The sequence below is a fragment of the Gordonia sp. 852002-50395_SCH5434458 genome (genome assembly GCF_001665905.1).
Lineage (GTDB): Bacteria > Actinomycetota > Actinomycetes > Mycobacteriales > Mycobacteriaceae > Gordonia > Gordonia jacobaea.
In genome coordinates, this window is record NZ_LZTC01000090.1 from 14351 (window position 1) to 40298 (window position 25948).

Annotated in this window: 21 protein-coding genes, 1 other RNA gene and 1 pseudogene; 9 read left to right on the top strand and 14 right to left on the bottom strand. The window is 66.8% G+C overall.

Going from position 1 to position 25948, the window contains the following annotated elements; genetic code table 11:
- Positions 1 to 60: 60 nt before the first annotated feature.
- Positions 61 to 870, top strand: coding sequence for a TetR/AcrR family transcriptional regulator (locus A5785_RS18995; RefSeq protein ID WP_064867923.1), 810 nt, complete (start codon positions 61 to 63; stop codon positions 868 to 870).
- Here the strand turns inward: A5785_RS18995 and A5785_RS19000 are convergent.
- The 5 genes from A5785_RS19000 to A5785_RS19020 form a co-directional block, all read right to left on the bottom strand.
- The gene (locus tag A5785_RS19000; protein WP_064867926.1) at positions 816 to 1454 is read right to left on the bottom strand and encodes a biliverdin-producing heme oxygenase; all 639 of its coding nucleotides are present in this window, start codon (positions 1452 to 1454) and stop codon (positions 816 to 818) included. The two genes, A5785_RS18995 and A5785_RS19000, sit on opposite strands and share 55 nt — an antisense overlap.
- A complete protein-coding gene (locus A5785_RS19005; RefSeq protein ID WP_064867929.1) occupies positions 1451 to 2401 on the bottom strand; it encodes an endonuclease/exonuclease/phosphatase family protein in 951 nt (316 codons plus the stop codon). Before A5785_RS19005 ends, A5785_RS19000 begins: the two co-directional genes overlap by 4 nt.
- A gap of 19 nt (positions 2402 to 2420) precedes the next feature.
- On the bottom strand, positions 2421 to 5429 hold the full coding sequence (locus A5785_RS19010; protein WP_082937775.1) for a bifunctional [glutamine synthetase] adenylyltransferase/[glutamine synthetase]-adenylyl-L-tyrosine phosphorylase: 3009 nt from the start codon (positions 5427 to 5429) through the stop codon (positions 2421 to 2423).
- Positions 5430 to 5485: 56 nt separating this feature from the next.
- Entirely contained in the window at positions 5486 to 6826 is a 1341-nt protein-coding gene (glnA, locus tag A5785_RS19015; RefSeq protein WP_064868019.1) for a type I glutamate--ammonia ligase, read from the bottom strand.
- An 85-nt stretch (positions 6827 to 6911) separates the two neighbouring features.
- Positions 6912 to 8426 (bottom strand): alpha/beta hydrolase, encoded by a 1515-nt coding sequence (locus A5785_RS19020; RefSeq protein ID WP_231894021.1) that lies wholly within the window; start codon positions 8424 to 8426, stop codon positions 6912 to 6914.
- Between the two features lie 218 nt (positions 8427 to 8644).
- Between A5785_RS19020 and panB the strand changes: the two genes are divergently transcribed.
- The 3 genes from panB (at position 8645) to A5785_RS19035 (ending at position 12112) form a co-directional block, all read left to right on the top strand.
- Entirely contained in the window at positions 8645 to 9514 is an 870-nt protein-coding gene (gene panB / locus A5785_RS19025; protein WP_064867932.1) for a 3-methyl-2-oxobutanoate hydroxymethyltransferase, read from the top strand.
- A gap of 86 nt (positions 9515 to 9600) precedes the next feature.
- Positions 9601 to 10569, top strand: coding sequence for a prolyl aminopeptidase (gene pip, locus A5785_RS19030; RefSeq protein WP_064867935.1), 969 nt, complete (start codon positions 9601 to 9603; stop codon positions 10567 to 10569).
- A 46-nt stretch (positions 10570 to 10615) separates the two neighbouring features.
- Positions 10616 to 12112 carry a CYTH and CHAD domain-containing protein gene (locus A5785_RS19035; RefSeq protein ID WP_049698290.1) on the top strand — a complete coding sequence of 499 codons (1497 nt, stop codon included), beginning with the start codon at positions 10616 to 10618 and terminating at the stop codon, positions 12110 to 12112.
- 27 nt (positions 12113 to 12139) lie between these two features.
- Here the strand turns inward: A5785_RS19035 and A5785_RS19040 are convergent, their stop codons facing one another.
- Entirely contained in the window at positions 12140 to 13573 is a 1434-nt protein-coding gene (locus tag A5785_RS19040) for an RNB domain-containing ribonuclease (RefSeq protein ID WP_064868025.1), read from the bottom strand.
- Positions 13574 to 13767: 194 nt separating this feature from the next.
- Here A5785_RS19040 and rnpB point away from each other — a divergent pair.
- Positions 13768 to 14171, top strand: an RNA gene (gene rnpB, locus A5785_RS19045) — RNase P RNA component class A.
- Positions 14172 to 14307: 136 nt separating this feature from the next.
- Here rnpB and A5785_RS19050 read toward each other — a convergent pair.
- From A5785_RS19050 to cobC, 4 genes are all read right to left on the bottom strand, one after another.
- Positions 14308 to 14967, bottom strand: coding sequence for a histidine phosphatase family protein (locus A5785_RS19050; protein ID WP_064867938.1), 660 nt, complete (start codon positions 14965 to 14967; stop codon positions 14308 to 14310).
- A gap of 8 nt (positions 14968 to 14975) precedes the next feature.
- Positions 14976 to 15713 (bottom strand): zinc ribbon domain-containing protein, encoded by a 738-nt coding sequence (locus A5785_RS19055; protein ID WP_049698292.1) that lies wholly within the window; start codon positions 15711 to 15713, stop codon positions 14976 to 14978.
- Between the two features lie 70 nt (positions 15714 to 15783).
- A complete protein-coding gene (locus tag A5785_RS19060; RefSeq protein ID WP_064867941.1) occupies positions 15784 to 16941 on the bottom strand; it encodes a Nif3-like dinuclear metal center hexameric protein in 1158 nt (385 codons plus the stop codon).
- On the bottom strand, positions 16931 to 18022 hold the full coding sequence (cobC, locus tag A5785_RS19065; RefSeq protein ID WP_064867944.1) for an Rv2231c family pyridoxal phosphate-dependent protein CobC: 1092 nt from the start codon (positions 18020 to 18022) through the stop codon (positions 16931 to 16933). The genes A5785_RS19060 and cobC overlap by 11 nt, the downstream gene beginning before the upstream one ends.
- 91 nt (positions 18023 to 18113) lie before the next feature.
- Here cobC and A5785_RS19070 point away from each other — a divergent pair, with 91 nt between their 5' ends.
- The 3 genes from A5785_RS19070 (at position 18114) to A5785_RS19080 (ending at position 20318) form a co-directional block, all read left to right on the top strand.
- Positions 18114 to 18800, top strand: coding sequence for an HAD hydrolase-like protein (locus A5785_RS19070; protein ID WP_049698295.1), 687 nt, complete (start codon positions 18114 to 18116; stop codon positions 18798 to 18800).
- Positions 18793 to 19269 carry a low molecular weight protein-tyrosine-phosphatase gene (locus A5785_RS19075; protein WP_064867947.1) on the top strand — a complete coding sequence of 159 codons (477 nt, stop codon included), beginning with the start codon at positions 18793 to 18795 and terminating at the stop codon, positions 19267 to 19269. Before A5785_RS19070 ends, A5785_RS19075 begins: the two co-directional genes overlap by 8 nt.
- A 65-nt stretch (positions 19270 to 19334) precedes the next feature.
- On the top strand, positions 19335 to 20318 hold the full coding sequence (locus A5785_RS19080; RefSeq protein ID WP_064867950.1) for an SURF1 family cytochrome oxidase biogenesis protein: 984 nt from the start codon (positions 19335 to 19337) through the stop codon (positions 20316 to 20318).
- Here A5785_RS19080 and A5785_RS19085 read toward each other — a convergent pair.
- Positions 20296 to 21315, bottom strand: coding sequence for a cobalamin biosynthesis protein (locus A5785_RS19085; protein WP_064867953.1), 1020 nt, complete (start codon positions 21313 to 21315; stop codon positions 20296 to 20298). The genes A5785_RS19080 and A5785_RS19085 overlap by 23 nt on opposite strands.
- 22 nt (positions 21316 to 21337) lie before the next feature.
- Between A5785_RS19085 and A5785_RS19090 the strand changes: the two are divergent.
- A pseudogene (locus tag A5785_RS19090) lies at positions 21338 to 22160 on the top strand (spermidine synthase).
- Positions 22161 to 22276: 116 nt separating this feature from the next.
- On the opposite strand, the gene A5785_RS19095 reads toward A5785_RS19090, so the two are convergent.
- The 3 genes from A5785_RS19095 to A5785_RS19105 all read right to left on the bottom strand — a co-directional run bounded on the left by A5785_RS19095 (position 22277) and on the right by A5785_RS19105 (position 25770).
- Entirely contained in the window at positions 22277 to 23101 is an 825-nt protein-coding gene (locus A5785_RS19095; protein ID WP_064867956.1) for a maleylpyruvate isomerase family mycothiol-dependent enzyme, read from the bottom strand.
- Positions 23102 to 23167: 66 nt separating this feature from the next.
- Positions 23168 to 24391 (bottom strand): oxygenase MpaB family protein, encoded by a 1224-nt coding sequence (locus tag A5785_RS19100; protein WP_064868028.1) that lies wholly within the window; start codon positions 24389 to 24391, stop codon positions 23168 to 23170.
- 77 nt (positions 24392 to 24468) lie between these two features.
- The gene (locus A5785_RS19105) at positions 24469 to 25770 is read right to left on the bottom strand and encodes a family 1 glycosylhydrolase (protein WP_064867960.1); all 1302 of its coding nucleotides are present in this window, start codon (positions 25768 to 25770) and stop codon (positions 24469 to 24471) included.
- Positions 25771 to 25948 lie beyond the last annotated feature (178 nt).

Genomic DNA, 25948 nt, shown 5'->3' on the forward strand with positions numbered 1-25948 from the left:
TAGTACGCAGATACTAAGCGGTTAACTGCGTACAGCACAAGCAGTTTGTAGGATGGCGGCATGAGCACCACGGAAGATTCGACACCCTCACAGCTCCCCCGCTCGGTCGCGCAACTCTGGGGACGCGAACCCGTCGCCGTCCGACGGGGGCCCAAACCGTCGCTGACGATCCGCGAGATCGCACGCGCCGCGGTCGCCATCGCTGACGAGCGCGGCTGGGAAGCGGTGTCGATGAAGGCCATCGCCGACTCGCTGGGACTCTCCACGATGTCGCTCTATCGCTACGTCGACGGCAAGGACGACGTCGTCGACCTCCTCGTCGATGAGGCTTACGGCCTTCCGGACCCCGAACTGACCGCATCGGGGCCGTGGCGCGACCGGGTCGGTGCGTGGGCAAGGTCGGCGGCAACGGTACTGCGGGCCCGGCCGTGGATCACCGAGATCCCGATGTCCCGCCCGCCGATGGGTCCCAACACCGTGTCGTGGACCGAAGCGGGTGTGCGAGCGTTCGACGACGTCGAACTGTCGGGTCAGGAGAAGCTCAACGCGCTGCTACTCGTCGACGGATTCGTGCGCCACCATGTACGCCAGGCGACTCAGATGGGACTGCTCGGACAGCCAAACGACACCGATACGTCCGGGAGTGGCAACGACTACGAGACGACGATGCTTGCCCTGGTCGACGCGGAGCGGTTTCCAGCGCTCACGGCGGCGGTATCTCAGATGCACGATGGTGATGACGACTACTTCACCGAACAGTTCGACTTCGGGCTGCGAGTGCTCCTCGACGGACTCGAGGCAATGATCTCGCGCGCTCAGGCCGGTCGGGCACCCACGCGCGCGGCGTCGAGATCCGCGAACAGCTCCTGATTCAACTCGAACGCCGAGATCGCTTCTGCCACAAGGTTGTCGACGCCGCTCTCGTCGATGTCGAGTGCGTCGATCCGATCCCGGTAGGCGTCCTTGTAGCGCTTGAGTTTGTCGATACCGTCGAACGAGTAGAAGCTCAGCGTCGACGCGTCGAGACCGTAGTGCTCACGCATCCGATGAGCGACAACCTGCCCGCCCGACAGGTCGCCGAGGTACCGCGTGTAGTGATGCGCGATGTAGCGTGCCGGCTCGTTGATCGTCGCCTCGATCGCGGCGACGTACCGTTCGACAGCGGGCAGCGGTGTGATGGTCTGCGGGTCGATGCCGAGCGCGACGAGATCGGAGCGGAGCCGTTCGGTCCGACGCAGCCGATCGTCGAGTACGGCGCCGGCAATCGGATCTCCGGCCAACACGGTGCCGACCTCTTCCAGCGCGCGGTACACGAAGTACAACTGAGCGGCCAGCCGTCCGTACTGATCGGCGTCGAGGCGGCCGGACAGCAGATCGTCGATGAAGGTGGCGCTTTCGGCCTGCCGGTGGGCGACGGCGGTTGCCTCGCGCAATCGTTGGGAGATGGTCGTCATGGTGCAACCAGTGATACCACCACGCCGCGGTGATCGGAACCGCGGAGATCGAAGGTATCGACCGACGACGCGGTGAAGCCACGAACGACGACGTGATCGAGCGCGAGGAACGGCTTACCGCCCCATTTGTCCGTCGGATAGGTGGGCACGAAGCCCGCGCCGGATTGCTCGGCGGTGTCGGCGAATCCGTTCTGGAGGAAGTCGCGATAACGAACCTGATCCCACGTCGCGTTGAAATCACCGGCCATGATCGCCCGCCCAGCCGGAATCGACTGCATCCGAGTGTGTAGGAGGTCCATGTCGCGTACCCAGACGTCCGTCCGGCCTCGCAATGGAGCTCCGGGATGCATCGCGAACACCTGGGTGTCGCGCGCTCCCGGCAGGTCAGTACGTGCCTTCAGATTGTGCAGAACCGTGTTCGGATCCATCTCGCCCTGCCCGCTCAGCGGCGTACGACTGAATATCGCGGTGCCCATCGCGAACGTGCCGGGCACGGCGTAGGAGTACGGGAGTTCCCTCGCGACACCGCTGGCGTTCAGACGCGCGAGCGACTCGGGTGTGACCTCCTGCAACGACGCGAGGTCGACGCCTTCGCGCGTCACCACATCGGCGAGCTGGTCGACGTCGGCCTGGCCGAACAGCAGATTGGCCGTCAGCACGGTGAACCTCTCCCCCGCAGGCGGCGTCTGTGCGACCCACAACGGCAACTGGGTGAAACACAGCGCCAGCACCGCGGCAATGGCCACCGGCAGGATCAACCAGCGTCGGAACACGACGAACACGACGACAGCCAGCACACCGGGAACGATCGCGAACGGCACAGCGCTGGTGAGGAAGATGGTCAGCTCGCCGCGCGAGCGCGAATAGTGCAGCCAGACCGCAACACCGACTGCGACCACCATCGCCCAGCCGACGAGCAGCAGTGCGAACCTGAAAAACCGACGCATCAAGCCCCGAATACTCTCATCACGCGCCAAAGACCTTCAGCACAACGGCTTTCGCGCGGCGCGTGACCCGGAGGTAGTGGTCGAGGAACTCAGCCGCCTGGTCCTCCGGCCAGCCTGCGGCAAACGCTATCTGCCGCAACTGCTTGCCCGGGCCGGGGAGCTGGTCGACGGGTTTGCCACGTACCAGGACCAGGCAGTTGCGTGCCTTGGTCGCGGTGATCCACGCGTCCTTGAGGAGCGCGACGTCGTCTTCGGCGAGCAGCTCTGCGGACCCGATCGCGTCGAGCGACTGCAGCGTCGACGTGTTGTGCAGCGACTGATAGCGGTGCCCGTACTTCAGTTGCAGCAACTGGACGGTCCACTCGATGTCGGCGAGTCCGCCGCGGCCGAGCTTGGTGTGGGTGGCCGGATCCGCTCCGCGCGGCAACCGCTCGGCGTCGACACGTGCCTTGATCCGACGGATCTCCTTGACCGCGTCGGCGGAGACGCCGCCTTCGGGGTAGCGGATGCGATCGGCCATGTGCAGGAACTCGATTCCGAGATCCTCGTCGCCCGCGACCTGGTGGGCACGCAGCAATGCCTGCACTTCCCACGCCTGCGCCCACTGCTCGTAGTACGCGGCGTACGCGGCGAGCGTACGCACCACGGGACCGTTGCGTCCTTCGGGACGCAACCCCGTATCGACGATCAGCGGCGGGTCGTCGCTGGGCGTTCCGAGCATCGAGCGGACCACCTCGGCGATGGTCTGCGCCCACCGCACGGCCTTGGTCTCGTCCTCGCCGGGGTTCGGTTGGCACACGAAGAGCACGTCGGCATCGGAACCGTAGCCGAGTTCGCCACCGCCGAGCCGGCCCATACCGATCACCGCGATCCGCGCGGGCGCGGGGCGACCCTCGTCGCGCTCGGAGTCCTGGATCGCAAACGTCAACGCGGCGTTGAGAACTGCGGCCCACACGCTCGACAGCGCCTCACATACCTGCGGTACGTCGAGCAGGCCGAGAACATCCGCGGACGCGATGCGTGCGAGTTCGGCGCGCCGGTGCGACCGCGCCGCCGCAACCGCACGACGCAGGTCGGGCTGTCGGACCGTCGACGCGACGAGTCCCTTCGCCACGTCCTCGGGTCGCACCTCGCACAGTCGTGGACCGTCGGCTCCGTCGGTGTAGAGATTGATCACCTCAGGTGAGCGCATCAACAGGTTGGCGATGTACTCCGACGTGCCCAGCACATGCATCAGGCGAGCCGCGACGACGCCGTCGTCACGCAGCAGACGCAGGAACCAGTCGTTGTCCATCACGTCGCACAGCCTGCGGTAGTTCAGCAGACCGGCGTCGGGATCCGGTGTGTCGCCGATGTATTCGAGTAGCTGCGGCAGGATCAACCGCTGCACCTGGCCACGTCGCCCCGACACGGATGCGAGCGCGCGGATGTGACTGAGCGCCCGCTCGGGCTGCGCGTAGCCGAGCGCGGAGAGGCGCCGCTGCGCCGACTCGTCGGTCAGCGTCAGCTCTGTGGTGTCCAGGCGCACCGCCGCCTCGAGCAGCGGACGGTAGAACAGCTTCTGGTGCAGTCGTCGCACCCGCAGGCTCTGATGCTTGATCTGCCTGCGCAACACCGACGTGGCGTCGAGGTCGCCCTCGCGCCTGATGTGGGCGGCGCGTGCCAGCCACCGCATGTTGTCGTCGTCGTCGAACTCCGGGAGCAGGTGGGTCCGCGACATGCGCTGCAACTGCAGGCGGTGTTCGAGCAGTCGCAGGAACTGATACGACGCGTTGAGGTTGGCGCCGTCATCGCGGCCGACGTATCCGCCTGCCGTCAGCGCATCGAGTGCCTCGACGGTCGAGCGAACCCGCAACGTCTCATCGACGCGGCCGTGCACCATCTGCAGCATCTGCACGGCGAACTCGACGTCGCGGATGCTACCGCTTCCGAGCTTGAGGTTGCGGTCGCGTTCCTCTTCGGGCACAAGCGATTCCACACGACGTCGCATCGCCTGGACCTCGGGCACGAAGTCGTCGCGCTCGGAGGCCTGCCACACCATCGGGTTGATGGCGTCGTGATAGCGCTGACCGAGCTCCATGTCGCCGGTCATCGGTCGCGCCTTCAACTGCGCCTGGAACTCCCACGTCTTGGCCCACCGGTTGTAGTACGCGACGTGTGAATCGAGCGTGCGGGTGAGCGCCCCGGACTTGCCCTCCGGGCGCAGCGCGGCGTCGACCTCGAAGAAGGCCAACGACCCGACGCGCATCATCTCCCCCGCGATACGCGCCGACGTCCCGTCTGCCGGCTCACTCACGAACACCACGTCGACGTCGCTGACGTAGTTCAGTTCTCGCGCACCGCATTTGCCCATCGCGATCACCGCGAGTCGGACCGGGATCGGCTTGTCGCCACACACCTCGCGGAATGCGACAGCGAGCGCGGAGGTCAGTGCTGCGTCGGCGAGGTCGGCGAGAAGCGCTCCGATCTCGGGAAACCAGATGACCGGTTCGTCCTCGACAGTCGAGGCCACGTCGTGCGCCGCGACCTGCAAGACGAGGTTGCGGTAGGCGGCCCGCAGCGCGACCACTGCCTTCGGACCACTGAATCCCGCACGATAAATCTTGTTGCCGCGCTCGATCTCGCCCGGTTCGGCGACCGCGTCGACGGCCGCGAGCATTTGCCGGTTGATCTCCGCGGTGTCGGGCAGTTCCGCCGGAATCAGACGTCGCCACGCCTCCGGCTCGGCCACCATGTGGTCGCCGAGGGCGTCCGACGAGCCGAGGACTGCCAGGAACCGGCCGCGAAAACCCTTGTCGGTGCGCAGCAGCGTGTCGATCTCCGACCAGTCGTCGCCCAACTGCGATCGCATCCGGACAATCGCGCGCAGTGCGAGGTCGGCGTCGGGAGAACGCGACAGCGACCACAGGAGTTCGATGGACTCCTCGTTGTTCCAGCCGAGGTCGGAGAGATTCTTCTCGGCGTCGGGGTCAAGCAGACCCAGACGCCCTGCTGCCGGTACGCCGCCCCGACCTCGAAGTGTTGTCACACCTAAGAAAATAGCGTCCCGCATACCGATACCGGACACGGGTTGCCAACATGGAGCTAGAGCGGCAGGTAGTTCTTCAGCTCGAACGGCGTGACCAGGCTGCGATAGTTGTCCCACTCAGCCCACTTGTTGCGCAGGAAGTAGTCGAAGACGTGCTCGCCGAGTGTCTCGGCCAGCAACTCCGACTTCTCCATCTGGTGCAGTGCATCGGCGAGGCTGCCCGGCAGTTCCTTGTAGCCCATTGCACGACGCTCCGCGGGCGTGAGCGCCCACACGTCGTCCTCGGCCTCATCGGGCAGTTCATAGTCCTCGACGACCCCCTTCAGCCCAGCGGCGAGCAGCACCGCGAAGGTCAGGTAGGGGTTGCACGCGGAGTCAGGGCTACGGACCTCGACGCGACGCGACGACGCCTTGTTCGGCGTGTAGAGCGGCAGACGCACGAGCGCCGAGCGGTTCGCACCACCCCAGGTGGCCGCTGTCGGAGCCTCACCACCGTAGATGAGGCGCTTGTAGCTGTTCACCCACTGATTCGTGACCGCGCTGATCTCGTTGGCGTGGTGCAGGATTCCCGCGATGAACTTCTTGCCGGTCTCCGACAACTGCATCGGATCGTCGGGGTTGTGGAAGGCGTTGGCGTCACCCTCGAACAGGCTCATGTGGGTGTGCATCGCCGATCCGGGGTGATCGCTGAACGGCTTGGGCATGAACGTCGCCCACACACCCTCACCGATCGCGACCTCCTTGATGAGGTACCGGAACGTCATCACGTTGTCGGCCATCGAGAGCGCATCCGCGTAACGCAGGTCGATCTCCTGCTGCCCCGGCGCACCTTCGTGATGCGAGAACTCGACGGAGATGCCCATCGACTCGAGCGCTTCGATCGCGTGCCTGCGGAAGTTGGGAGCGGCGTCGTGAACGGCCTGATCGAAGTAGCCACCGCTGTCGGCGGGCGTTGGCACGCTGCCGTCGAGGGGTGCGTCCTTGAGGAGGAAGAACTCGATCTCGGGGTGGACGTAGCAGCTGAATCCCTGGTCGGCAGCCTTGTTGAGCTGGCGACGCAGCACATGCCGCGAGTCGGCCCAGCTCGGCGTGCCGTCGGGCATCACGATGTCGCAGAACATGCGTGCCGAGTGGTGTCTGCCCGACGACGTGGTCCACGGCAGGATCTGGAACGTCGACGGATCGGGCTTGGCGACGGTGTCGGCTTCGGAGACACGCGAGAAACCTTCGATGGCCGAGCCGTCGAAACCTATACCCTCTGAGAACGCGCCTTCGAGTTCTGCGGGCGCGATCGCCACGGATTTCAGATATCCCAGGACGTCGGTGAACCAGAGACGAACGAATCGGATGTCGCGCTCTTCGAGGGTCCGCAGCACGAATTCCTTTTGGCGATCCATGACCGCCGACATTAGAAGTAGCCTGTTAAATCGGTGTTACGTTCATAATTCAAACTCGACAACCTGCACATTTGGCGCGGCCATCTCAGCATGCGAGAGGTCCGTTCAACCCATCGAGATTCAAAAGGTAATCGTCAACGGCCTCGTCGACACACCGATTACCCTGTAGCGCCGCGGTGTGGCCGTATCCGTCGACGGTGATCAACGTGCCGTGTGTCCGCCGAGCCATCTCCTCGCCCACGGCGTACGGGGTCGCCGGATCGTGCGTCACCGCGACGATCAGCGGCGTGGGAGTCGGCACACTCGACGCCACCCCCGGCTCCGACCGAGCCGTGGCAGCGCTCTCCGGCGGCCAGAAGGCGCACGGATCGAGCGGGGCGTGCCCTGTGCCGCGGCCGTCGTCGGAGTAGGGCGCGGCGGCGCGAAGTCTGCGATCGAGGTCGTCGTTGGCGGCGCGGTCGGTGATGCGCGGCCCGTCGGCACACCCGATCGCGAGGTAGGCGTCGGCGGAGTTGTCGTAGGTTCCGCCGGGTCCACGGCCCTCCAACAGGTCGGCGAGTGACATCAGCGTCTCCCCGCCACGTCCGGCAGCGAGGTCGGCGAGTCCTGAGCGCAGCGTCGGCCACAGGTCGGTGCGATACAGCGCCATGCTCGTGCCGTCGACGGCCGATTGAAAGTCGAGAGTCCGGCCGCCTCCTGCGGGCACGGGGCGCTGTGACAACGGCCGCACGAGACGTTGGTACTGCACCAGCGCGCCCGCGGGGTCGGCGCCGAGCGCGCACCCGGGCATCCGCGTGCAGTCACGAGCGAAGGCGTCGAAGACCTCCTGGAACGACCTCGCCTGCGCGACGGAGGTGTCGACCGGATTCGCGGCGGGGTCGACCGCGCCGTCGATGACCATCCGAAACAGTCGGTCCGGGTAGCGCTGCTCGTACTCGAGCGCGATTTTCGAGCCGTACGAGAATCCGATGAAGTCGATCCGGGAGCGGCCGAGTGCAGCGCGGAGTCGGTCGACGTCGTCGACGACCTGCGACGTACCGACGAGTCCGAGGAACTCGTCGCCGGTTCGCGTCGAACACTTGCGTGCAATGCCACGATTGGTCGCCTCGGCGGCGGCGATTCCCTGCGGCGAACGATCCCCGCTGTCGGCCTCGCGCTCGGCGTCGAGTTCGGTTGCCGTCCGACACCGCACCGTCGGCGCCGACGCACCGACACCTCGAGGATCAAACGCGACCACGTCGCTGTGCGTCGTGAATCGTTGCGCCGCAAGACGATCCGCCGCCCCCAGCAGATAGTCGACGCCCGACGCGCCGGGTCCTCCAGGATTGACCACCACCGTCGAGTCGCTGCGCTGCGATGCCCGCAGCCGGGCGACCGCGAGCGTGATCGTGCGGCCCTGCGGCTTTGCCGGGTCGAGTGGCACCGCGAGCGTCCCGCACTCCACCCGCGCGGCGGACGGGCCTGTGCCCACACCCTGTGCGCACACTCCCCACTCGATTGCCCCGGTGTCGGCGGCGTGCTCGGTCGACGCGCAACCCGCGCACACCAGCAGACCCACCATCACCGCGGTCAGCAGCCGCACGTGACGCCGGCCTGACACACGCCGAGACCGCACAGGCCGCCGCGCAAGAAAAGAGCAGGTCACCACGGTGATGGTACGGGCGCGAGCATCGCCGCCCCGACAACACCCGCACTCCAGATGTGAGCAATCACACGTCTACCGGGGGTTTTCGCGGAGCGCTTCGGTGGGACCATGGAGGCGTCCGAACACAGCCCGGGTACCCGCCATGCGGGACTCGAGGAAGAAAAGAGACAACGATGTCCCACGAGGCAGCTCATTCCGACGCGCCCATCTACGGTGGCGCTCCAACATCCGGCGAAGCCGCTCCGCGTCGACGCACCACCCGCATCCATCATCTGGCACAGATGAAAGAGCAAGGCGAGAAGTGGTCGATGCTGACCGCATACGACTATTCGACGGCCCGCATCTTCGACGATGCCGAGATCCCGGTTCTGCTGGTCGGCGATTCCGCCGCCAACGTCGTCCTCGGTTACGACACCACCATCCCCGTCTCGATCGACGAGCTGATCCCGCTCGCGCGCGCCGTCGTCCGCGGCGCACCCCACGCGCTCGTCGTCGCCGACCTCCCGTTCGGCAGCTACGAAGCAGGCCCGCAGCAGGCACTCGAGACGGCCGTCCGCTTCTTCAAGGAGACCGGAGCACACGCGGTCAAACTCGAAGGCGGAGAACGCGTTGCCGACCAGATCGCCACGCTGACCGCAGCCGGAATCCCCGTGATGGCGCACATCGGTTTCACCCCGCAGAGCGTCAACGGACTCGGCGGCTTCCGCGTCCAGGGTCGCGGCGACGCGGCGGACCAGCTCATCGCCGACGCGATCGCCGTCCAGGAAGCCGGTGCATTCGCCGTCGTCATGGAAATGGTCCCCGCAGAACTCGCGGCACAGATCACGCGCAAACTCACCATCCCGACGGTCGGCATCGGAGCGGGCAACGAAACCGATGCCCAGGTGCTCGTCTGGCAGGACATGGCAGGCTTCACGCACGGCAAGACCGCACGGTTCGTCAAGCGGTACGCCGACGTCGGCGGCGAATTGCGCACAGCCGCAGCGACTTACGCCGACGAGGTGCGCCGCGGAGTGTTCCCCGCTCCCGAGCACAGCTACTGACCGACAGATCTGATCCACACCCGGCGCGGCCGGTCTGATTCGCATCGGCGCGGCCGATCCGAATCAGGTCGGCATAGGGTGAGGGCATGCGAAGCCTCTACCCGCCCATCGAGCCCTACGCGTCGGGACATCTGGCTGTCGACGACGGCCAGGAGATCTATTGGGAGACCTCCGGCAATCCCGAGGGCAAGCCGGCGGTGTTCGTCCACGGCGGTCCCGGCGGAGGCACCTCCCCCGATCAACGTCGCTTCTTCGACCCCGCGCGCTATCGGATCGTCTTGTTCGACCAACGCGGCTGCGGAAAGTCGCGTCCCCACATCGCCGACGGCGCCGACCTCTCGGTGAACACCACTCCCAAGTTGATCGCCGACATGGAGTCGTTGCGCACACACCTCGGCATCGAGCACTGGCAGGTGTTCGGCGGCTCGTGGGGTTCGACGCTCGGGCTCGCCTACGCGCAGGCACACCCCGACCGCGTCACCGAGTTGGTGCTCCGCGGCATCTTCCTGCTGCGTCGCAGTGAAATCGACTGGTACTACAACGGCGGTGCCGCGCGTATCTACCCCGACGTGTGGGAGTCGTATCTCGCACCGATACCCGAAGACGAACGCGACGGTGACCTCGTCGCCGCCTATCACCGACTACTCACCTCCGATGACCCCGACGTCGCGGTTGCCGCCGCACGTGCCTGGACCGGCTGGGAGCAGGCGACGAGCTACCTCATCCCCAAGCCCGAGGAGGCAGCGGCGTCGAAGGAAGACGCGGGACCGCGGTTCGACCTCGCGTTCGCCTCGATCGAGAATCACTACTTCGTCAATCACGGCTTCCTCGAGGATGGCCAGCTACTCCGCGACATCGACCGCATCGCACACATACCGGCGGTGATCGTGCAGGGCCGATACGACGTCGTGTGTCCGATGCGCAGCGCCTGGGATCTCCACCGCGCGTGGCCGTCGGCGACCCTGCACGTCGTCGCCGACGCAGGCCACGCATCGTTCGAGCCGGGCATCGCACATCACCTCGTCGAAGCGACCGATGTCTTCGCCGATCGCTGACCCGGTCGCCTAGACTCAAATCACCTAATACCGACAGGAGAACGAGTTGCCCGCAAGCGAGCAGGTCGAGGTGGAGCTCAAATTCGATGTCGATCCGGGCATCACACCGCCCGACCTTCGCGTCCTCCCGGGCGTGGTGGCGGCCACGGAGCCGGAGACGTTCACTCTCGACGCGACGTACTTCGACACAGAGAACCTCGACCTGGCGTCGAACCGAATCACCATGCGGCGCAGGCGCGGTGGGCACGACGAGGGGTGGCACCTCAAGCGGCCCGCCGATGTCCCCGGCGCACGACGCGAACTGCAGGTGACCTTCGACGACGCGCCCGCCGACGGCGACATCCCCGACGCACTCGTCGACCCGGTACTCGTCTACACCCGACATCGGCCACTGATGCCCGTGGCGGCGATCTCGACCGTCCGCACGATCACGACGCTGCTGGGAACCGACGGCGTGAAGCTCGCCGAGTTCGCCGACGACCGTGTGACAGCGCAGTCGCTGCTGCCGGGCGGGTCGTCGCAGCAGTGGTCCGAGTGGGAGATCGAACTCCTCGAGGGCGGCACCCCGAAACTGCTCAAGGCCGCACACAAACTGCTCCGTGGCGCGGGCGGTCGGGAACCGTCGAGTGCGTCGAAACTCGCACGAGCCATCGGCTCGACGCCTGCGGTGACACCGCCTGCCACACTGGGCCGTCACCCGTCGGCGCTCGAATTGGTGATCGCCGACGTCACCCGGCACCGGAACTCGCTCATCGCCTGGGATCCGCTGGTTCGTGAGGACGCCGACGACGCCGTGCACCAGATGCGCGTGACCGCACGCCGCATGCGCAGTGTGTTCTCCGGCTTTCCGACGGTGCTCGACGCCGCGCGCACCGACCACATCGCAGGCGAACTGAAACTGCTGGCACGCATTCTCGGCGACGCACGCGATTCCGAGGTGCAACTGGAGATCGACAGCGCTCTGCTGCGCGACGAGGTCGCGTCGGAGACGCTGGTGAACGCGTTGGCGGGCAAGGAATCCGCGGCACACGACCGCGCCGTCGCCGCGACCCACGCGGCGATGAATTCGGAACGCTACTTCCGACTACTCGACGCCATCGACGAACTGATCGCCGATCCGCCTGCCGGACCAGACGCCGACCTGCCCGCGACCACCGCAGTCGACAAGGCGATCACCAAGAGCCGCAAGCACATTCGGAAATCCCAACGCGAACTCGCAGAGCTGACCGAGGGATCGCACGAGTGGTCGGAGCAGTTGCACACCATCCGCAAGCGCGCAAAACGACTGCGCTACAGCACCGATGCCGCCGAGCCCCTGCAGAAGAAGAAGTACAAGAAGATCTCGCAGACGGCCAAAGAACTCCAGTCGGCGTTGGGCGACTACAACGACTCGCGGATCAACCGCGCGCGGCTGGCCGAGCTGGCGGCGTCGGGCGAGTTGTCGGGCTTGGACCTGTTCGTGCTCGGCCGGATCGACGCTCGTGAACAGGCCAACGGCGAGCAGGCGATTGCCGCATACCGCAAGGCATCCAAGGATCTCTGACGCCCAAGCGTCCGATGCGAGCGATCGCTAGGCGTCCGATGGCGCGAAGCGGACCGTCCGCGACGTCGGGTCGGCTGCGGTCAGGGTGACCTCGATGTTGGAGGCCGCGGTCGGAGAACCCTCGGATTCGGCGAGGATCGGCGGTTGCTCGATGAAGATCTTCGCGCGCTTCTTCGCTGTCGCCTCGGAGAGGACCACGGCGTCGAAGCGCTCTCCGACACGGTCGGCGAGGATCACCGACTCGGCGAGGTCGAGACTCTCCCGGTCGGCAGACGACCCGAGCGAGTCGGCGGATCGCAGGATGCCCGGCAGGGTCGGCAGCGCACGTAACACCCAGTCGGGCACCGGGTTTCCCGATGTGACGGCCAGGCACACCTCGGTGGCGAATCGATCGCCGAGGCGTCGCAGCGGCGCGGTCACGTGTGCGTAGACCCCACCGATCGCCGAGTGCACCATCTCGTCGCGCGTTGCAGGGGCCGTGTTCGCCTCGCCGGTCTGCACACCGAGCGGCAGGTACCCCGCGCCACGCATCAGCGAACTCGCCTGCGACATCAGGGCGAGGGTCGACGGCTCGTCGACCGGAAGTCCGGCGAGGAACTGTCCGGGAGTCGCGTCGTCGGGCCATGTCACGTCGAGAGCGTCGGCGGTCGCCCTGAGTTTGTCGACGGCATCTGCTGGCGCCGGCGGCAGCGTGCGCAGCAGACCGATTCCTGCGTCGGCCATGATCGTTCCCGCGCAGGTGCCGGTGAGTAACGACAACTGCGAGTTCCACATATCGGCGGGCGTGCGAGCCGCGAGGGAGAGCACCCAGCCGTCGTCGACGCGGGTCACCTCTTGGTCGGGAAGGTCGAGCTCGATTGCTCCGCGCGCCAACGCAACTCGACGTCGGAGCTCACCGAACGCCGGGAGCGCGCTGATCGACGGATGCAGGGTGCGCGCGGCGGCGTCCGCGGTCACTCCCGCATAGTCGAGTCGTGCGACCGATTCCACGAGTGCGCGCTCGAGTTGCACTCCGGCCACTTCGCCGTCGGGTGCGACGCGAATCGTCCACAGCACCGCGGGACGCGTCACGCCGGGGAGCAGCGATCCCGATCCCTCCGACAGCACCCTGGGATGCAACGGCACCGAGCCGTCGGGAAAGTAGATGGTCGCGCCGCGGCGTCGACTCTCGGCGTCGAGTGCATGCTCAGGCCGAACGAGCGCGGCGACGTCGGCTATCGCGTAGTGGACCTCGAAACCGTCTGCGTCGAACGACATCGCAACCGCCTGGTCGAGGTCCATCGACCCCGGCGGGTCGATCGTGACCAGCGGAATGTCGCGGCGGTCAACCCGCTCGGCGGCGTGTGCGTCGACCGCGTGCTCCGCCTCGTCGAGCGCGGCTTCGCCGTAGTCCTCGCAGATCCCCAGCTCGGTGCGGATCGACTCGAAGTCGATATCGGGGGCGGAGAATCTGCGCTGCACACACTCGACACTATCGCCGACCGTGCGCTCCAGAATGCCGACTGGGCGCACCAGAACGCCGACTGGGCGCCTCTCACCGTCGACTGGGCGCCTCTCACCGTCGACTGGGCGCAGCAGGACGTCGATCGTGCGCTCCCCACTGCTCACCGGGCGTGCTGTGCGCGCGTGTCAGCGGGCTAAGCTGTACGGGCGAACGAGTCGGCCGGGCGGCCGCGGCGAGCGGAACGGCCAGGTCACTGGTAATGCCGCGCGCCGAGGAAAGTCCGGACTCCGCAGAGCAGGGTGGTTGTCAACGGCAACCCGGGGTGACCCGCGGGACAGTGCCACAGAGAACAGACCGCCGACCGCGAGGTCGGTAAGGGTGAAACGGTGCGGTAAGAGCGCACCAGCGGCGCGGGTGACCGCGCCGGCTTGGTAAACCCCACCCGGAGCAAGGCCGAAGCACGGACCGTGAGGTGCGTGTGCACGGATGATCGAGGGCTGCTCGCCCGAGTCCGTGGGTTGGCCGCTCGAGGCACCCGGCAACGGTGTGTCCAGATGGATGGTCGCCGCCGACTTCGTGTCGGCACAGGATCCGGCTTACACGCCGACTCGTTCGCCCTCGGTCCTGATATACCCACTCGGCACTACACGACGCCCACTCGGCGGTATGCGACGCCCAGTCGACAGTGTGTGACGCCCAGTCGACAGTGTGTGACGCCCAGTCGGCGGTACGCGACGCCCAGTCGGCCCGGTCAGGGCAGGTGCGCGGTCTCGTTGACCGAGCGCACCACCGAGCCGCCGTCGGGGTAGAACTCGGTGACCGATACGGACGCGAGGTCGAGGTGGAGGTGGAACAGCAGCTCCGGCCCGACCGTCAGCGCGTGTTGGAGCAGCGTCTTGATCGGGGTCACGTGCGACACCACCACAACGGTCTGCCCCGAATACTTCTGCACCAGTTGGTCTTTCGCGGCGACCACCCGCTCAGCAACCTGCGCGAAGCTCTCGCCGTCCGGTGCCGGGGCGGTGTGGTCGCCGAGCCAGCGGGCGTGTATCTGCGGGTCGCGGGCAGCGGCCTCGGAAAACGTCAGCCCTTCCCAGCCACCGAAGTCGTTCTCGATGAAGCCGGCATCCTCGATCACCTCGCCGCCGATCCGGTCGACAACGGCCTGCGCGGTCTGGCGTGCGCGGTCGAGTGGCGAACTGACCACGGCGGCGACCTCGACCTCCGCGGCGATTCTCGACGCCGCGGCGAGTGCCTGCTGCTCCCCCAGCTCGGTCAGCCGCGGGTTGCCCCGCCCCGAATAACGTCGTTCGATCGACAGCGGCGTCTGGCCGTGACGTAGGAGCACCAGGCGCGTCGGTTCTGCGCGCTGTCCCTGCCACGACGGTGTGGCCACGGAGCCAGAGCTCACGGTTACGCCTACAGACCGGACTCGTTGGTGCGGACGAGAACCGCGCCGCACTCCTCGCACCGGACCACGTCGTCTGCGGCGGCAGCGGCGATCGACGCGAGGGTCCCGCGGTCGAGCTCCATCCGGCATGCTCCGCAGCGTCGTGCCCGCAACAGACCCGCGCCAACCTTGCCCGCGGCGCGCTGACGGTCGTAGATCGCGAGAAGGTCGGCGGGAATGTCACCGGCGATCGCCTCGCGGCGCGTCGTCGCGACCTCACGATCGGCGTCGATGGTCGCTTTGGCCTCGTCGCGTCGTTTCTCGGCGTCGGCGAGCTGGGTCTGCAGATGTTCGACTGTCGCCGAGGCGCGTTGCCGTTCTGCTTCGACGGCTTCCTGTCGTTCCATTACGCCGAGGAGGTCGTCTTCGAGGACTGAGCGGCGGCGCGCGAGGCTGCCGAGTTCGTGCTGCAACTCCGACAATGCCTTGGGCGCCAGGCCCCCGCCGGCGAGCAACGCGGAGTCCTTGCGCTCGCGGTCGGCCATCCCGGTCACCTCGCTGTCGACGCGTCGATACTCGCGGGTGAGGTCTTCAGCGGAGATGTCGGCGCGCACGAGGTCGTCGCGAGTCGAGTCGATCCGGGTGGTGAGCTCGGCGATCTCGGCTACCTCTGGAAGTGATCTGCCGCGATGGTCGACGCGGGCAACGACGGCATCGGCGTCGGCAAGGTCGAGCAACTGCCGCTGCGCGGACGGGTCGGCCTTCACTCGGCATCGACTTTCATGGGGCCTCCTCGGTTCACACGTTCGGTCAACGGTACGCGGTACCCGCCGTGGCTCAGCAATCCGCATGCACCGTGAACGGGTCCGTCGGCGTCGCGAAGACCTCGACGTCGAGCGCGAGCTTGTCCGCCAGCAGTTCGGCAACCTGTGTGCACCACGGGAATTCGGTGGCCCAGTGCCCCGCGTCGACCAGCACCGGTCCGCCGGCGCGTAGTGCCTCGTCGACCGGATGGTGCCGCAGGTCGCCGGTCAGATACAGGTCGACGCCGAGGCCCCGCACCGTATCGAGCAGCGAGTCGCCGGCCCCGCCGCACACAGCAATGGTCTCGACTACACGGTCGGGCTCACCGGTTGCACGCACTCCCCACGGCGAGCGCAGCGCGCCGGCGGCTCGCGTCACGAACTCCCCGACCGTCGACGGCGATGCGAGCCGCCCGATTCTGCCGAGACCGGTATCAGAGTCGATGGCTTCCTCGGCGAGGATGTCGAACGCGGGCTCCTCGTAGGGGTGAGCAGCGCGCAACGCGGCAAGCACTGAGCGGCGCAGCCCCCGCGCCGCGACCATTTCCACCCGCGCTTCGTCGACATGCGTACGTTCGCCCAGCGACCCGATCGTCGGGTTGGCCGCACCTCGCGCCTCGAACTGCCCGACGCCGACCACCGACCACGCGCAGTCGCGGTATTCACCGATCGCCCCGGCTCCCGCGGCGAACATCGCCTCGCTGACCTGCTCGGCGCTGCCCTCGGGCACCATGACCACCCACTTGTCCATCGGTGCCAGCGGCGCCGGCTGCAGCGGCGACGTGTCGACGACACCGAGTACGTCTGCCAGCGCATCCGACACCCCCGGACGCGCGCTGTCGGCGTTGGTGTGCGCGGTGAACAACGCCGTGTGCGAGCGGATCAGCCGATGCAGCACAGAGCCTTTCGCGGTGTCGGCGGCAACCGAATCGACGCCCCGCAACAGCAGCGGATGATGCGCGACGATGATGTCGACGTCGCCTGCGACCGCCGCGTCGACGACGGCATCGGTGACGTCGACGCAGATCAGCGCCCGCGCAACGGCTTCCGTGCGATCCCCACACACGAGTCCCACCGAGTCCCACGCTTCCGCCAACCTCGGCGGGTAGACGCGATCGAGTAGATCGGCAACCGACCCCACTGATGTCTCAACCCCTGATGTCCCCGTTGCGAACTCATCCTCATGCGTCATCGTCGACGTCCTTTCGTGCGCGGGCGAGTGCGTCGACCATCGCGGTGACAGTGGCGTTGTCGCGTACCGCGAGCCGCAGGTGATCGCCGTCGAGGCCGACGAAGTTGGCGCAGCTCCGCACTCCGAAACCCGCTGCGCGAAGGGCATTCTTGACCGCGATGCCATTCGGCATCTCGATGAGGATGAACGGCGCGGTGGGTGGTGTGCACACCCTGATCCCCGCGAGTGCGAGCCGCTCCAGCATGAATTCTCGCTCGGCCGCGACGGCGCGAGCGGCGTCGTCGCAGAAGCGTTGTCCGGCGGGACCGACGCACTCCGCCAGCGCGGCGAGCGCGGGCGTCGACAACGGCCATGGTCGACGCCCTCGGCTCAACCGTTCGACGATCTCGGGTGACGCCAGGAGGTACCCCGCGCGCAGGCCGGCAAGTCCGAAGGTCTTTGTCACACTGCGGATCACAACGACGTCGTCGGCTCGCATCGACGCGACGGACTCCGGCTCACGCTCTCCGGTAACCGCGTCGACGGTGAGGTCGGCGAACGCCTCGTCGACGACGAGTATTCGACCCGGCCTGCGCATGGCATCGAGCGCGGCTCTACTGTGCAACACCGACGTCGGGTTGGTCGGGTTGCCGACGACGACGAGGTCGGCATCGTCGGGGATACGGTCGGCGATGTCGTCGGGGTCGATGCGCCACGGCGGCGGCAATTCCACCTGGGTGATGGGGATTCCGGCTGCCCGCAGCGCGATCTCCGGCTCGGTGAACGACGGCTGGACGAGCGCGGCATGCCGAAAGCCGAGCCGCGGCAGCATCTCGAACCCGTCCGCGGCACCCGCGAGCAGCATGACCTCGCTCGGATCCCGTTGGTGCAGCGCACAGATCGCAGCGATCGCGGTATCGGCGTGCGCGGCACTCGGATACGACGCGAGGTGTGCACAGGCGTCGACGATCGCTGCGCGGACGAACTCCGGCGCCTCGCCGCGGACGTTGACGGCGAAATCGACGACGCCGGGCTCAACGTCGACGTCGCCGTGTCGGCTGAGCCGGTACACGCCGTCCTGCGGAATCGAGCCTGCTGTCATAACCGTCGAGCCTAACGGTCGAGGGCCGACGGACACCCCGACCGCACCACGCTATTCGGACACCCACGGCGGTACATGTCACGATGGAGCCGTGACTTCTCCGGCAGATCCGCGTGATCCGCGGACAGCACTGTTGTTCGACCTCGACGGCACGATCACCGACAGCTTCTCCGGCATCGTCAACAGCTTCCGGTACGCCCTCGCCGAGGTCGGAGCGCCCGAGCCACCCGACGACGTGGTCGCGGGAGTCGCGGGACCGCCGATGATCGACACGCTCACCGGCCTCGGACTCGATCAGGAGACCGCCGACGAGGCGATGCGCGCCTATCGCAAGCGCTACACCGACGTCGGATGGCTCGAGAATTCGGTGTTCCCGCAGATCCGCGAGCTTGTCGAGGATCTGGCGGCCCGAGGCCGGAAGATGACGATCGCGACGTCGAAGAACGAGAACACGGCGCGAGCGATCCTCGAGCATTTTGCGCTCGCCGACCACTTCGAGGCGATCTGCGGTGCCAGTGACGACGGTTCACGTCGCAGCAAGGCCGACGTGATCGCGTGGGCACTGAGGCAATCGGGCATCGCGCCCGACCCGGACACCGGACTTCCCGATCACCCCGTCGTGATGATCGGCGACCGTTCGCACGATGTCGAGGGTGCCGAGAGCTTCGGAATCCCGACGGTCTTTGTCTCGTGGGGTTACGCTCGGGCCGGGGAAGGGGACGCTGCCTCGTGGCGCGTCGATTCTGTTGTCGATCTGCGTGAGGTCCTAGGTGTCTGATCAACTACACGTCTGTTTCGTGTGCACGGGCAACATCTGCCGGTCGCCGATGGCGCAGAACATTTTCCGCTCCGCCATCGACGACGCCGGGCTCTCCGACAGGGTCCGAGTGACCAGTCGGGGTACCAGTAGCTGGCACGTCGGCGAACCCGCCGACAATCGCGCACGCACCGAACTGCTCGCCCACGGCTACTCCGACGCCCACACCGCGGCACATCTGGCCCCCGACGACTTCGATGCGGACCTGCTCGTCGCGATGGATTCCGGCCACGCCAAGGATCTCGAACGCAAACGGCTCGGCGACCGCGTGCGCCTGCTGCGCAGCTTCGACCCCGACGCAGGCGACGACCTCGACGTCGCCGACCCGTACTACGGGACACAGGGAGATTTCGCGCTCACCCGTCAACAGATCGAGGCGGCCGTTCCGGGTATGTTGGCCTGGGTCAACGACCGCCTGGGCAACAGTTAGCCGCCGCGGCGTCGAACGGCGCCCCGCACAGGCGACGTCTGCGGGCACCTCGGTACCGTTGAGGCATGCGTGTGCTGCGAACCTTCCTCCGACCTGGGTGGATTGCCCTGGCCGTGGTGGTCGTGGCATTCGCGGCGCTGTGTTTTTCCATCCTCGCTCCGTGGCAACTGGGTAAGAACAGCAAAACCAGCGACCGCAACCACCTCATCGAGCAGGCGGTGTCGATCGCGCCCGTTCCCCTGGCGTCCGTGGCGCCTGCCGGTAGCGGATTCCGATCCGACACCGAGTGGCGCGAGGTTCACATCACCGGCACCTTCCTGACCGACAAGCAGGCCCTCGTGCGATTGCGTTCGGTCGGCGAGCGCCCGGCCGTCGAGGTCCTGACACCGTTCCGGGTCGCGGATTCAGACCGCGTGCTGGTCGTCGACCGTGGATACGTGCGACCCGAGCAGGGCCAGACTCCGGTCGTTCCCCCACCGCCACAGGGTGAGGTGACCATCGACGGTCGAATCAGGGCCGGCGAGGGCACGTCGCCGGGTCGGGGCGCGGCGGTCGTCGACGGCGCGCTGTCGGTGTACACGATCGACCCCGGTGAACTGTCGCGCGCGACGTCCACCGCAATGGACCCCTTCTATATCCAGATTTCGCCGAACCAGCCGGGAGCGCTCGGTGAGATCCCGCTTCCCCAACTCGATTCCGGCCCCTATCTCTCCTACGGGCTGCAGTGGCTCGCGTTCGGAATCATGGCTCCGCTCGGGGCCGGGTACTTCATCTATGCCGAGATCAAGCAGCGTCGCCGGACACGCGGCACGGCGTCGACGGATTCCGCTGCGGTGACCACGGATTCGCAGCCCCCCGCCGCCGCGACCTCTGCGAGTGTCACCTCCGAACGCGCCGCGCGCCGCAAACGATTGCGCGCAGAACTGCGTGGCGACACCGCCGTCGACGACTCCGACCACTCCGAGACGACTCGGATCGGCCTCGGTCCGGACACCGAACACGCGCCCGACGACGTCCGCGACAAGCTCACCCAGCGCTACGGCGGCTGAGCAGCCGACGCTGTCGAACTGCGCCGAGCACGCACGCGATCAACGCACTCGATGCCAGAGCTCCGAGCTGTACCCGCCGCGACAGGTGCGTCGTCGAATACAGATCCGCAACCTCCGGCGGGTGACCGTCTCCGAGCGCGGGACGCTCTTCGACGCCGTGCGGGTACACCGTGCGACCGCCCAGACGAAGCCCCAGCGCTCCCGCGAACGACGATTCGACGACGCCCGCGTTCGGACTCGGATGCGCCGCGGCATCGCGTCGCCACGCGCGCAGAGCGCCTGCGCGGTCGTCTCCGAGCACAACGACCAACACCCCGGCGAGCCGTGCCGGCACGAGGTTTGCGACGTCGTCGAGTCGCGCCGAAGCCCATCCGAACCGTCGGTACCGGTCGCTGCGGTAGCCGACCATCGAATCGAGGGTGTTGACGGTTCGGTACGCGATCAGCCCCGGCACACCCGCGACGCCACCCCAGAACAGCGGGGCCACAGCAGCATCCGAGGTGTTCTCGGCGATCGATTCGACTGCGGCACGCACGATCCCGGCAGCGTCGAGGTGTTCGGGGTCGCGACCACACAGGCTGGGTACCAGGGCGCGGGCGGCGTCGATGTCGTCGACGGAGAGACTGTCCGCCACCTCGCGCCCGACCCGGTTGAGCGTGGTGCCACCGAGTACTGCCCAGGTCACCGCGGCAATGGTCGCAATCCGCACAGGGGAGAAATCGACGCGCCTGGTGGCGCTGTCGACTCCGACGCCGACGGCGATCGCCGCACAGACCGACGTCGCGGCGAAACCTACGCCCGCCGAGCGCGAGTCGGCGTAGACGCTGCGCTCGAGTCGGCCGATCGCGCGCCCGATACCGGCGACGGGATGCCACCGGCGTGGGTCGCCCAGTGCGCGGTCGAGGAGGTAGCCGACGCACAGGCCGACGGGGACGTCGAGTGCTCGACCCGCCGGACCTAACGCGCGCGGACTGGTACTGGATGGGGCTCGACGCACCGCGCGATCGTATCGTCACCTCATGGCCAAACCCCGTCCCGCACCCGTCCCGGGTAGCCACCCGATCGACAGCGGCACCGCCGAGGTGGTTGCCGATCCCATCTCGGGCGGCTGGCTGCTCCTCATCAACGGGACACACAGTTCGCACATCCACCCCGACGATCCGTCGGCACTCGATTTCGAATATCTCCGGCAGATGGCGGCGGTCATCGAGGACAGATATCCCGATACGTCGACGCCGCTACGAGTTCTCCACCTCGGCGGGGCGGCGTGCGCGCTTCCCCGGAACCTGGCCGACCGCTACCCGCGGGCGAGGCAGGTTGCGGTCGAGATCGACGCGGAGCTCGCCCGATTGGTGCGGGAGTGGTTCGACCTGCCGCGCACCGCTGTTACGTATTCGCGTCGGCGATGCGCGGTCCGTGACCGAGTCGCTGACCGAGGGGTCGCGGGACGTGGTGATCCGCGATGCCTTCGCCGACGCGCGTACGCCGTCGCATCTGACGACCGTCGAGTTCGTACAGGCGGTCAAACGAGTGTTGACTCCCGGCGGGCTCTATCTCGCCAACTGCGGCGATGCGCGAACTCTCGACCTGGTGCGCGCCGACGCCGCAGCAGTCGCGGAGGTCTTCGCCAATGTCATGCTGATCGCCGATCCCGCGATGCTCAAGGGACGTCGAACCGGCAACGTCGTCGTCGTGGGCAGCGACGACGACCTCGGTCCGTCGTCGACCTTGGTGCGCACCCTGCTGAGCGATCCTCTACCCGCACGCACGATTGCAGGAAGCGAAGCCCGAGCGTTCGGGCGTGGAAAGCAACTTCGCGATCCCGAACAAGGTGTGCGATAGGGGTATTTAATACCCCCCGATACCCCCGGTATCGATCGTTCAGATGACACTTTCTTGGGTAACTAAAATTGACCGATGCGATATCTCAAAACCCGATAGAAAACCCGTTCGACGTCTCAGATCACATAGTCGAGCCGAGCGAGCACGTCCTTCGCCAGCCCCTCGTCACCGGTGACGTGCACCGTGCTCGGATCCGCATCACGCCGACCGCCGACCAGGCGGGCCAAGTCGACTCCGTCGACCCGCAGGGTGACGTCCGCGGCGTCGTCGCCACCGTCGAATGACTCGACGAGCCCGGCACGCCCCTCCACCGCGACCCTGGCGTCACGAGGTGCGACACCACCGATCTCGAACCGAACCCTGCTGCCCTCGGGCGCCGACGCACGCTTGCCCACCACGAACGGCAACGACGAGCAGATCTCGTCGAGTGCGACGCCCGCGGCGACAGGATCGGACGGCACGCCGTCGGCAAGGGCGTCACGCAGATCGATCTCGTGAATCCAGCAGTCGAAGACGCGGATGCGCATGAATCGCCCGTAGGTGTCGGGCCCGGCCGGAGTGGCCGTCTGCGCGTCGAACTCGTCCCGCGTCATCGCCGTGAGTGCTGCGGTGCGCACCTCGATGATCTCGTCGAGTGCGGCGAGTACCTCTTCCCGAGGCTTGTCACGGAAGTGATCGGCCCATCGCTCGTTGAGTTCGCCGATCGGATTCTTCACGTGCGTTCGCGAGGCGATGTCGTCGGCAGCCTCGACATCCCGGCCGGCGAGCATGCTCTCCGTGCCGATGATGTGCGCAACGATGTCGGCGTTGGTCCAGCCCGGGAGCACAGATGGCGCCGACCACTGCTCGTCGCTCAGTTGCGCCGCGAGTGACCGCACAGTGGACCACTCGGCGAAAAGTGCCGCGGTGATCGAGTCCTTGTCGACGACGGTGAGTGGCATGTTCTCGTCCTTCGGGTCCTGCGGCGCTGTGCGCCTGCGCGCGGGGCTGTCAATGCACCGCTGACACTAGCGGTTCTCGAGGGCTCCGAGGTGCGGTTGGCGGTCGCCGAAATGGCGAAAGTGGGCGCGCTCAACGGCTTTGGCACCGAGAAACTCGAGGTAGCGTTCGCCGACCGGCGTTTTGCCGATGATGCGGTGGTTCACCGTATTGCGCAGCCACGCGGAACCGATTGCCCACGGAAGTGCCTGTCGCTGCCCCAGATCTCGCATTCCTCTAGGGCCGAGAAAAGCTTGCAGCATGCTGAGCAGTCGGAGCCGGGTGTAGATTGCCGACGCAGCGGGAAACCACTTGTAGTTCAGATCTTTCTGCGAATCGACCAGCGCTGTCGTGAGCTGCGCTCCGGCGTCGGTGACGTCACCCTGCGCCAACAGCACCGCGTAGCTGAACTGATGCTGGGCTACCTCCTCGTCGAACAACCAGTCGTCGTCGACACCGACCAGCCACCCCACGTACTTCCACAGATGCATCAACGCGCGAGAGTCCTCGCGACTGACAGGCACTCCCAGCGCCCGCACACCCATCAGGAGCGTCCCGCTGAACAGGCTGAGCGTTCCGGCCAGGTCGGCTTGATTGATCGGTAGCCCGTGACGGGCGACGTCCCACCGGCCGTTGTTCTCGAACGAGTGGTTGACCAGTGCGTGCATGAGTCGCACGTGAACCGTGAGTTTCCAGCCTTCGCCCCTACGCTGCATGCCGCCACGGCGGCCGACCTCGATCCCCCAGGCCTGGGTTTCGCCGAGCCTGCGCATGACGGTCGATCCGGTGAGGCCTCCGGTGGCGACAAGGAGATCGGGAGGCCCACCGAATCGATAGCCTCCGATCAACGACAGTTGCAGGAGGACATCGTTGGCGTTCTGTCCCAGCCGTCTGTACACACCGGCGCCTCGCTCGAGGAGGTCGGAATCAACCCACTCGGGCGTGTTCTCGACGGTGGCGAAGAACTCGCGCAGGGCCGGGGGTGCATCGGCAGGAACCTCCTCGAGCGCGTCGCGGAACTGTTGCATGCTGACCCGATCGGCCGAATCCCGTGGTGCGCGCATCGCCCGGACCAGAGCGGCAGCAGGTTCGTCGCGCATCATCATGCGCTGACCGATGATGTCGAGTTCGGCGGTGGTCGGCTCACGCAGGCGCATGGAGACCTTCAGGATGCGTCCGATTCGTCGACCTCGTCGCTCGGCCGAGTGGAATCGCAATGGTGGATGTATCGCCGAGCCCTCGGGCCGTTCCATGACCGACATGAGACTAAACTAACAATCTGTCTCACTCACCGCAATGACCACTTGTCCGACACACGGATCGCTGCGGGTCAGCGCACCGGCTGGTCGCAACTCGCGGGAGCGGCGACCAGCGAGCACCACTGGGCGGGGCGAGTCGGACGATACGTCGACCCCACCCCGTTGCGCGCGGTGATGTCGCGATAGGCCGCCACCGCGTCGGTCGGTTGTCTGCGCAGCGTCGGATCTGTCTTGACGTCGACGGTGTACAGCCCGAATCGTGGTGTGTACGAACCCCATTCGTAGTTGTCGGTCAGGCTCCAGTAGTTGAACCCGATGACCGGGATGTGGGCTGCGCGCGCCCGTCCGACCCAGTAGACGAGGTCACGCAGGTGATCGCCGCGCCGATAGCCGTCGGGGCGCGGTGCGCCGTTCTGGGTCGGCATGCCCGTCTCGACGACGTAGAGGGGCGTGCCGGGATAGCGCCGCGCGAGATCACGGAGGGCGTAGTAGATGCCGTCGGCCGATACCGTTGCGTTCCAGTTCTTTCCGGTGGCCGCGTTGATCGCGCTCAGATCGGTGACCGATGCCGAGTAGTAATAGTCGACGCCGATGAAGTCGAGCGAATCGCGCACCCGATCGACGAACGCGGCGTCGACGATCGGCTCGACTGTCGGGACGTATGCGATGTTCGACGACACCATGGCGCCGGGCTGGCGTTGGTGAATGTATCGGTAGATCGAGGTGTGCACGTCGATGAGCCGATCGCGCATCGTCACGCTCGCGGACACGGGAAGCCCACCCATGCGCAACTCGTTGACGGCGTAGATCGTCGGCTCGTTGATCGTGATCCACAGCGGATTGGCACGTGCGTACCTGTCGACGACGAATCGCGCGTTCCGCAGCCACGCCCGCGGAGTCGACGCATCTGCCCACCCACCGCGTGCTGCGACCCATCCCGGGTAGACCCAGTGGTCGAGGGTGATCATCGGCCGCATCCCCGCGCTCACGATCGCTGCGATGAGGTCGTCGTAGTAGGCGAGCTCACGACGGTCGACGACTCCGGGCTTCGGCTCGATGCGGGCCCACTCGACGCTGACCCGAAAGACCGTGACACCGAGCGACTTCGCGAGCGCGATATCCGAGCGATACCGATGACGAAAGTCGACGGCCGACCCCACCTTGTCGTCGGTTTTTCCCGCCGCGACATATCGTGTCCAGTTGCTGTCCGGTGACGATCCTTCGGACTGGAAACCCGACGACGACACTCCCCAGAGGAATCCCGGAGGCAGGGTTCCCGGTCCACCTGCCGACGGATGCGCTCCAGGCGGTTGCGCTCCTGCCTGGGCGGGAAGAGCACACACCGCCGCGAGCAAGGCGACCACCAGCAACATCAGCGGTGTGCCAGCGTATTTCCGACGAAGAACCCCACAGACTCCCCTGCCGATCGGTGTGTGGGCCGGGCGACGCACCATCATGGCGCTCAGCATCGCAAACAAGACGCTTCGGTCGTGCCGAATCGGCACGACTGCACCGCGAGGCTGCGCCGGCACGTGAATCCCCCGGACGGAT